Here is a 9,218-nt window from a genome sequence, read left to right on the forward strand (position 1 = left end):
CAGTGAGTGCAAACAGGCCCCCGCTTCGCTTACCTGATCTGCTCGGCCAAACGCAGCAGCCAAGCCGAATTATAGGTTTGCCGCGCATCGGGGCCGACCTCGTCCCATACTTTGAGGCTGTAAAGCTTTTGCCGGCTGGCCCAGCTCAGTTCGGACACCGGCTTGCCGGAGGGCGTGCTCCTGAGCTGAAAGCGGGCCGGATGACCCCGCACGCTCATATTCATGTCTTCCCGCAGCGCCAGCACGCCGCCGCCGTCGGCGACGAAATCCCATTCGCTCAACACCAGCAACACGCCGTCGGGCCGGGTGAACACCCAGTCGAAGCTGCTCCAGGGCCCGCGCCGGTTCGGCCCCTGCGGCACGATGCCTTCAAGGCGGTAAGCGCTCAACTCGCTGGCGCTGATGTCGCTGAGCCGGGATTTAGCATGCGCCCGAATCGCCTCGGGGTTCAAGTGGCGGTTCCGGCAGGCGCCGGAGAGCAGCGCGGCTTCGTCCTCCGGCGGAGAGACGTCGCTCGTCCAGGACGTTGACGGCAGCCCGGAACCCAGGCTCGCCCTGGGCGCCACCATGCGCTGCCCCGGCGCGATGCCGCCGGGCAGCGGGCTGGTCGCGGACACATCCCAAGCCTGCGCGTCCAGGACCAGGCCGCCCATGCCCAGCCAACAGAGCAGACTAGCGCAACTGCCCATGCGGATCGATGACGAATTTCTTCGGCGCGCCGCCGTCGAACTCGGCGTAGCCTCTGGGCGCGTTGTCCAGGCTGATGATCTCCACGCCCACCACTTTGGCGATGGGGATGCGGTCCCACAGAATCGCCTGCATCAGCGCGCGGTTGTACTTCATCACCGGAGTCTGGCCGGTGAAGAAGCTGTGCGACTTGGCCCAGCCCAGGCCAAAGCGCACCGACAGGCTGCCCTGCTTGGCCGCCGCGTCCACCGCGCCGGGATCGTCGGTCACGTAGAGCCCGGGAATGCCGATGCGCCCGGCCTCGCGCGTCACTTCCATCAAGGCGTTGAGCACGGTGGCCGGCGCCTCCTGCCGCGAGGCGGCGTGGCCATGGCCGCGCGCCTCGAAACCGACGGCGTCGATCGCGCAATCCACCTCCGGCACGCCCAGGATGGCGGCGATCTGTTCGCCCAGCGTCGCGTCCTGCGACAGATCCGCGGTTTCAAAGCCGACAGCGCGGGCATGGGCCAGCCGCGCCGGATTGACGTCGCCGACGATGACCACCGCCGCGCCCAGCAGGCGCGCGGAAGCCGCCGCCGCCAAACCCACCGGGCCCGCGCCGGCCACGTAGACCGTGCTGCCCGGCCCCACGCCGGCCGACACCGCGCCGTGATAGCCGGTGGGCAGGATGTCGGACAAGCAGGTCAGGTCTCGGATCTTGGCCAGCGCCTGATCCCGGTCCGGAAATTTCAGCAGGTTGAAGTCGGCGTAAGGCACCATCACGTATTCCGCCTGGCCGCCCACCCAGCCGCCCATGTCGACGTAGCCGTAAGCGCCGCCGGCCCGCGCCGGGTTCACCGACAGGCACACGCCGGTATCCTGCTCCTTGCAGCAGCGGCAGCGTCCGCACGCCACATTGAACGGCACCGACACCAGATCGCCAATGCGCAGCGTTTCCACATCGCCGCCCGTCTCTATCACCTCGCCGGTGATTTCATGCCCCAGCACCAGGCCGGCCGGCGCCGTGGTGCGGCCGCGCACCATATGCTGGTCCGAGCCGCAGATATTGGTGCTCAGCACCTTGAGAATGACGCCGTGGCCGAGCTTGCGCCCGGCCGGGGACGCCAGTTCCGGAAAGGGTATGGAGCGCACTTCCACCTGGCCCGGCGCCAGGTACACCACTCCGCGATTGCCTGTCATCATCGTCTCCTCGCTGCCGCGCCGGCGGATACCGGCGACATCTGCTCCCGATGCTAGGAAAGAAAGCGACGCCGGCCTTGAGTCAAAGCGACCCCTTTGCGATCAAACGCGCCACGATCGTAAACAGGTTCTCAGCGCGCCAGCGCCTGGCCGACGACGCTCAGCCCAGGCCGGCCATCGAAGGTGTCCACTCCCGCCAGCCAGCTCGTCAGCACCGCCGGGTTCTTTTTCAAATACTCCCGCGCCGCCACCTCCGGCCTGATCTTGTCCATGATCGGCCCCATCACCCGGTTTTCCATATCGGTGCTGAAGCGCAGATTGCGCAGCAAGCGGCCGACATTGGCGCAACGCGCTTCGTAATCCGGCGGCAGCGCGGTGAAGACCCTGGCCGCGCCGAAATTGGGGCCGAACACCGCGTCGCCGCCGGACAGATAGCGCAGCTTGTGCCTGACGTTCATCGGGTGCGGCTCCCAGGCCAGGAACACCATCCATTTCTTCCGCCGCTCGGCGCGTTCCAGTTCGGCCAGCATGCCGGCCTCGCTGGACTCCACCAGCTTGAAGCCGCCCAAGCCGTACTGTTGCTTGCGGATCATGTCCTCGATCAGGCGGTTGCCGTCGTTGCCGGCTTCAATGCCGTAGATCTTGCCGTCCAGCTGCGCCTTGAAACGGGCGATATCCTTGAAATCCCGCAGGCCGGCGGCGGCCACGTAGTCCGGCACCGCCAGCGTGTACTTGGCCCCGCTCAGATTGGGCTCGGCCAGCACCTTGATCTGGCCCGCTTTCAGATAGGGTTCGATCAGCGGCGTCATCGACGGGCTCCAATACCCGAGGAACACGTCGATCTGCCGGCTCTTCAGCCCGGAGAAGGCGATGGGCACCGAGGCCATGGTCACGCTGGGGCGGTAGCCCAGCGCCTCCAACACCACACTGGCCATGCCGGTGGTGGCCGCGATGTCGGTCCAGCCGACATCGGCGAAACGCACATTGCGGCAGGCGGCCGGCTCCCGTGCCGCCGCGCTGCCGGCGATGGCCAGCAGCAGCGCCGCGGACATTGCTTTGAATCGATTCATCCCTTCCTCCCGGGCAGCGATGATGGCGAGAGTCCGCCCGGCGGCCGCTGCCGCGCCGCCAATTGGTTTCCAGCACCCGTTCAAAGTCTCGCGAGCCGGAACGAGACAAGGCGCGGCCGGCCTTGAACAGGCGTTCAGGCGATGGCCCCGGCCGCCACCAGGTATTGCTGCCGCTCGCGGCTGGGCGGGTAGCCGAACAGCCCGCGGTAGGACTTGGAAAAATGCGAGGAGGATAGGAAGCCGCAGGCCACGGTGACTTCCATCACGCTCATATTGGTTTGCAGCAGCAGCTCGCGCGCCCGGCGCAGGCGGAGGTCCAGATAGTATTGCGCCGGCGTGGTGCTCAGATAACGCTTGAACAAGCGCTCCAGATGGCGCAGCGACACGCCCAGCTCCGCCGCCAGATGTTCCAGCGAGCGCGGGTTCTCGATATTGCTCTCCATCGACAAGGCGGCGTCCAGCAAGGCCTCGTGCCCGGTGCCGATGCGCGCCAGCAGCGGGATGTGCTGGCGGTCGCCGTCGTCGCGCAGCCGGTCCACGATGAATTGCACCGAGACGTCGGCCGCCAGGCTCTTGCCGCCCTTGTGGCGGATCAGATGGCACATGAAATCCAGCGGCGCGGTGCCGCCGCTACAGGTGAAGCGGTCCCGGTCCAGCACAAACAGGTCCGAGGTGAACCGGGTACGGGGGAATTCCTCGCTGATGGACAGCAGGTTTTCCCAATGGATGGCGCAGCGGTAGCCGTTCAGCACCCCGGCCCGGGCCAGCGCGAAGGTGCCGGTGCAGATCGATCCCAGCGGCACGCCCTGGGCGGCGAAGCGGCGGATCAGCGCCTGCACCTTGTCGGTGGCCGCCTCGCGCACCTGGCAGCCGCCGCAGACGATGAGCATGTCGTACTGTTGCGGAGGGCCCGGCGCGGAGATCGGCGACAGGCTCAGGCCGTTGCTGGCGCTGACCGGCTCGCCGTCCGCCGACAGCAGGCTCCAGCGGTACAGCTTCTTGCGCGACAGGTAGTTGGCCATGCGCAACGGCTCCACCGCGTTGGAGAACGCGATCATTGAAAACCGGTCCAGCAGCAAAAAGGCGATATGCGACAACGAGGCGATCTGTTGCGGTCCCATCACGACCTCCAATGTGTGCGTTGCAAGAATTGTTGTTCTGCTCCGAAGCGGTTCGCAGCCGGCCTTGAAAACCGTTGCGCAGGTATTGTTTCGTCCCTGGTTTCCTCCTGTTTCATCCTCAGCCGTCGGCCGCGGCGCCCGCTTCCGGCGCGCGACCGAAGCTTTCGGTGATCCGGTCCAGGATGATGGCCAGCAGCACCACCGCCAGCCCGCTCTCGAAACCGAGGCCGACGTCCAGCCGCTGTATGCTGGCCAGGACATCGTTGCCCAGGCCGCCGGCCCCCACCATGGAGGCGATGATCACCATGGACAGCGCCATCATGATGGTCTGATTGACCCCGGCCATGATGGACGGCAGCGCGATGGGCAGCTGCACCTTGAACAGCAATTGCCAAGAGGTGCAGCCGAAGGCGTTGCCCGCCTCCACCTGCTCCCGGTTCACCTGGCGGATGCCCAGATTGGTCAAGCGCACCGCCGGCGGCACCGCGAACACCACCGTGGCCAGGATGCCCGGCACCCGCCCCAGTCCGAAGAACATTGCCGCGGGAATCAGATAAACGAAAGCCGGCATGGTCTGCATGAAGTCCAGCGCCGGCCGGACCAGGGCGTTGACCCAGCGCCAGCGCGCGCAGCAGATGCCCAGCGGCACGCCCAGCATCAGACTGACGCAGGTGGCGGACAGGGTCAGCGCCAGCGTGGCGACGGTCTGGCTCCAGAAGCCGGTGGCCCAGATCAGGCCCAGCGCCGCGCAGACGAAGACGGCGAACTTCCAGCCCAGCCGCCACAGGCCGACGCCGGCGAACACGCCGGCCAGCGCCCATGGCGGCACGCCCTGCAGCAAGGTCTCCACCTGGGTGGCGAACCAGTCGATGCCGCCGCCGACGGCGTCGAAGGCGCCGGCGTTGTTTTCCAGCAGAAAATGGATGATCTGGTTGACCCAGCTGCCTATCGGCAGCGGGGACTGGGGACTGGTGTCGGCCATGCGGCGTGCTCCTCGTCTCGCCGGACGCGCTCAGGACGGCGAGAGCCACACGCCCCCGCGCCGGCGACGCCCGTTGGGGTTCAGTGGTGGGCGGCCGCGCTAGGGCGGTGCTGGGACAGCTTGTTGAGCACGCTGCTGGGGGTGATCACGCCCAGGCAGCGGCCGTCGTCGTCGCGCACCTGCAGCGGTTCGGCCTGCCCCTGGAGCCGCAACAGCACATCGGACAGGCTACAGGACGGCTCCACGTGCGGAGCGGCCGTCGCGCGCGGCGGCGGCGCGGCTTCGATCAGATCCTTGGCCTGCAGATAGCGCGAGGTGTCCACGCTCTTGAAGAAGTTGCGCACATAGTCGTCAGCCGGGCATTCGATGATTTCGCGCGGGCTGCCCACCTGCACCAGCCGGCCGCCCTCCATGATGGCGATGCGGCTGCCGATGCGCAGCGCCTCTTCCAGATCATGGGAGACGAAGACGATGGTGCGGCGCTGCTCGCGCTGCAATTGCAGCAGCAAGTCCTGCAGCTCGGCGCGCTTGAGCGGGTCCAGCGCCGAGAAGGCCTCGTCCATCAGCATCAGCGAGGGATTCACCGCCAGCGCGCGCACCAGGCCCACCCGCTGCTGCATGCCGCCGGAGAGCTGATGCGGGTACTTGCCGGCGAAGGCGGCCAGCCCCACTTGCTCCAGCACTTCCCGCGCCCGCGCCTCGCGGGCCTTGCGCCCGAGGCCGGCCACTTCCAGGCCGAAGGCGGCGTTGTCCAGCACCGTGCGGTGCGGCATCAGCGCGAAGCTCTGGAACACCATGCTCATGTCGCGGCGGCGCAAGGCCACCAATTGCCTGGGCGACAGCCGGGTCAGGTCCTGGCCGTCCAGCAGGATCTGGCCGGCGCTGGGCTCCAGCAAGCGGTTGATCAGGCGGATCAGCGTGGATTTGCCGGAGCCGGACAGGCCCATCAGCACGAAGATTTCGCCGGCGCGCACCGAGAACGACACGTCGTTGACGCCCACCACCGCCCCGGTGCGCCGAAACACTTCGTCCTTGCTCTCGCCGGCCCGCAGCAAGGACATCACTTCCGCCGGCTTGCCGCCGAACACCTTGTGGAGGTTTCTGACCTCGACCTTGATCGTTTGCATCCCGGCTCCCTTCGGCGCGGCCGCTGACAATTCGAAGAATGTTTAATGTAAATCAAGGTTCAAGATAGGAAGGAAGGGCTGGGCCAAGTAAGGGTATTCCGACAACAAGCCGTCCAAATCCGACATCCGCGCGCAAAACCGGCCGGCATAGGCCTGGCCGCCAAATCCAGCGCCGGCTTTCGTCTCCGGCCCGGCCGGCCTGTGTCGTAAAAAAACCGCAATCCGCCGCCGGCGGCAAAAACAAAAACGCCGGCCGCGGCCGGGCAGGCGTGAAGGACGGGGAGGCGACGGACGCGCGCGCGGAAGCGGTCAAAGACGGCGGCGCTTCGTGAAGCGTTGTACGGTGAGTACTCGCTCAAAACGCGCAATGCCGCTTGTACATGCCGCTTTTTCGCTCGTTTTCGCCTTGTTTCAGCCTGGCTCGCGAGACTTTGGACAGGCGCTCAGCGATCTACCACCAGATCGCTCAAGGGCAGGCTGCAGCAAGGCAGGAAATAACCCTGCTCCACTTCGCGCGGCCGGATGCCGCCCTGGTGCCGCATGTCCACCCGGCCTTCCAGCAGACGGCTCTTGCAGCTGCCGCACACGCCGCGGGTGCAGGAGGCCGGCAGGCGCATGCCCTTGGCCAGCGCCGCCGCCAGCACCGTCTGCCCCGGCGCCACCGATAAATCGTCCCCCGTTTTGGCGAAGCGCACATTGAAGCCGCGGCCCTCGACGCCGGGCTGCGGCGTCCGCACCGCCTCGTCCGGCGGCGCCGCGCTGAGTTCGGCGAAATTGAAGCTTTCCTCGTGATAGCGGCTCATGTCGAAACCGCACTGGCGCAGCAGCTCGCGCACCGCGGCCATATAGGGCGCGGGACCGCAGCAGAACACCTGGCGCGCGTGCAGATCCGGCGCCATGCGCTCGATCAGCGTCCGGTCCAGCCGGCCGATCAGGCCGGCCCAATCCGGCTCTCCCGCCCGGTTTTCGCAAATCACCGCCTGGCTGAAAGTGGGGTGGATGCTGGCCAGCAGGCTCAATTCCTTGCGAAACACGATGTCGCGCGGCGAGCGCGCGCTGTGCACGAACAGGATGTCGGCGCCGGAGGCCAGATCGGTCAGCGCCCGGGTCATCGACATCAGCGGGGTGATGCCGCTGCCGGCGGACAGAAACAGATAGGGCGAAGCGGCGTGGCGCGCATAGCTGAACTCGCCGGCCGGCCCCAAGACCCGCAGCGCCATTTCCGGGCGCAGATGCTCGTGCAGCCAAGAGGAAACGACGCCGCCGGGAATGCGCTTGACGGTGATGGACACCCGGTCCGGCCGGGTGGGCGTGGACGACAGCGTGTAACAGCGGTTGACCACGGCGCCGTCGATGTCCAGTTCCAGCGTGATGAACTGGCCGGGCAGATAAGGGAAGCGGCGCGGCGGCTCGGCGCGGAACACGAAGGTTTTGACATCGTGGGTTTCCTCCCGCGCCTGAACGCAGACGAGCAGGCTGTCCTCGCCGGCCCGCCACAGCGGCAGGTCGGCGGCTGACGGGAGATCATCCAATGGGCTGGCCGGCGGCGCGCTATTCATGGTCGCGCCGTTCCCGCTCCAGGCCGTCGCCCAGCCGCTGCGCGTACCAGTGGGTGAATTTCTCCACCAAGGCCTCGGTGTAGGGCGAATAAGGACCGGGCCGATAGGCGGAGCCGTTGATGCCGCGCTGCGACTCCTCCACCAGCCGGCGGTCCTGCAGATTGGTGGCTTTCCATACCCGGGTGAGGTTGTCCACCTCGTAGTCCACGCCCTCCTCCGCGTCCTTGCGCACCAGCCAGGTGGTGCGCACCAGCGTGCTTTCCGCCGACAGCGGCAAGGCGGTGAAGGTGACGATGTGGTCGGCCATGAAATGGTGCCAGGAGTTGGGCTGGGTCCAGAACGACAGGCCGCCGGACGCCGGGTCGCGCAGATCGCCCAGCAGCTTGCGACAGGCCGCGCCGGTGTCCACGGTCTGGGACTGGCCCTTGCGGTCCAGCGGCATGCGCATCGCGCGGAAGCCGGACACTTCGGACAGGCGCTCAATCTCCGCCGAGGGCAAACCGCCGGCCTCCCAGCGTGCGTGGTGCTCGGCGACGACGCGCTGGTAATCGGCCAGCCCGGAGGCCTGCTCGGCCCGGGGCGCGAAGCCGTAGCTGTAGGCGTACAGCGAGACGGTCAGCTCCGGATGGTTGGCGGTGCAGTGATAGCACTCGCGGTTGTTCTCCATGGTCAGCTTCCAGTTGCCCGCCTCGACGATGTCCACCTGGGCCGCCACCTTGCAATCGTCGATGCGGTGCGGCGCGATATAGGGCGCCATCCGCGCCATCATCTCGTCGATGTCCTCCGGCGGCCGCTCGGCCAGGCAGATGAACAGCAGCCCTTCCAGGTTTTTCAGCGCCACCGGCTTGAGGCTGTGATGCGAGGGGTCGAAGCCGTCCGCCATGTGATCGGCGAAGATCAGCCGGCCGGACAGGTCGTAAGTCCATTGATGGTAGGGGCAGACCAGATTGCCCACCGAGCCCTGACGCTCGGCGCACAGCCGCGAGCCGCGGTGGCGGCAGACATTGTGAAAGGCGCGTATGGCCATGTCGTCGTCGCGCAGGATCAGGATGGGATCGCGTCCCAGCTCCACGGTCAGGTAGTCGCCCGGTTCGGGTATTTCCGCGCTGACGCCGACATAGATCCAGTGGCGGCGGAAGATGTATTCGAGATCGGCCTCGAACACCTGCGGCGAGCGGTAGAACGGCGCTTCCAGGCTGTGGCCGGGACGGCGGCGGGCCAGCAGTTCGCGCAGCGGGGCCGTCGCCGCTGCCGGGAAGGGAATGACGCTGTGGGACATGTCTCGCTCCTTTGATGGCGGGCGGCTCAAAAATCGACGAGCCGATGTTGACGCAGGTAATCCAGCACCGCTTGCGCTTTCTCGACGGAATCTCCCTGTTTTACGACGCGCCCCCCGGCGGCCGCGTCGTCGCCGGCAATCGCCCCCAGCAGGCGCTCCAGGCCGCTGCCGCGCTGCGCCGCCAGCGCCCGGGCGCGCCGCGCCGGCTCCAGCC

General features: G+C 67.2%; 8 protein-coding genes and 1 pseudogene. All 9 read right to left on the reverse strand.

The window, feature by feature from the left end:
* Nucleotides 1–29: 29 nt before the first annotated feature.
* Complete coding sequence (locus tag ACODSD_RS19525) at nucleotides 30–689, reverse strand: hypothetical protein (protein ID WP_488878096.1); 660 nt, start codon at nucleotides 687–689, stop codon at nucleotides 30–32.
* On the reverse strand, nucleotides 673–1,866 hold the full coding sequence (gene fdhA / locus ACODSD_RS19530) for a formaldehyde dehydrogenase, glutathione-independent (protein ID WP_488878097.1): 1,194 nt from the start codon (nucleotides 1,864–1,866) through the stop codon (nucleotides 673–675). Before fdhA ends, ACODSD_RS19525 begins: the two co-directional genes overlap by 17 nt.
* A gap of 131 nt (nucleotides 1,867–1,997) precedes the next feature.
* Complete coding sequence (locus ACODSD_RS19535; RefSeq protein WP_488878098.1) at nucleotides 1,998–2,936, reverse strand: choline ABC transporter substrate-binding protein; 939 nt, start codon at nucleotides 2,934–2,936, stop codon at nucleotides 1,998–2,000.
* A gap of 134 nt (nucleotides 2,937–3,070) precedes the next feature.
* The gene (locus ACODSD_RS19540) at nucleotides 3,071–4,057 is read right to left on the reverse strand and encodes a GlxA family transcriptional regulator (RefSeq protein WP_107799490.1); all 987 of its coding nucleotides are present in this window, start codon (nucleotides 4,055–4,057) and stop codon (nucleotides 3,071–3,073) included.
* A 118-nt stretch (nucleotides 4,058–4,175) separates the two neighbouring features.
* Nucleotides 4,176–5,039 carry an ABC transporter permease gene (locus ACODSD_RS19545; protein WP_488878099.1) on the reverse strand — a complete coding sequence of 288 codons (864 nt, stop codon included), beginning with the start codon at nucleotides 5,037–5,039 and terminating at the stop codon, nucleotides 4,176–4,178.
* A gap of 80 nt (nucleotides 5,040–5,119) precedes the next feature.
* Nucleotides 5,120–6,166 carry a quaternary amine ABC transporter ATP-binding protein gene (locus ACODSD_RS19550; protein ID WP_107799492.1) on the reverse strand — a complete coding sequence of 349 codons (1,047 nt, stop codon included), beginning with the start codon at nucleotides 6,164–6,166 and terminating at the stop codon, nucleotides 5,120–5,122.
* A 443-nt stretch (nucleotides 6,167–6,609) separates the two neighbouring features.
* Nucleotides 6,610–7,725 carry an FAD-binding oxidoreductase gene (locus tag ACODSD_RS19555; RefSeq protein ID WP_488878100.1) on the reverse strand — a complete coding sequence of 372 codons (1,116 nt, stop codon included), beginning with the start codon at nucleotides 7,723–7,725 and terminating at the stop codon, nucleotides 6,610–6,612.
* Nucleotides 7,718–9,004, reverse strand: coding sequence for an aromatic ring-hydroxylating oxygenase subunit alpha (locus ACODSD_RS19560; protein ID WP_488878101.1), 1,287 nt, complete (start codon nucleotides 9,002–9,004; stop codon nucleotides 7,718–7,720). The genes ACODSD_RS19555 and ACODSD_RS19560 overlap by 8 nt, the downstream gene beginning before the upstream one ends.
* A gap of 26 nt (nucleotides 9,005–9,030) precedes the next feature.
* A pseudogene (locus tag ACODSD_RS19565) lies at nucleotides 9,031–9,218 on the reverse strand (electron transfer flavoprotein subunit beta); the annotation flags it as partial.

The sequence above is a fragment of the Chromobacterium sp. FG22 genome, from assembly GCF_057809415.1.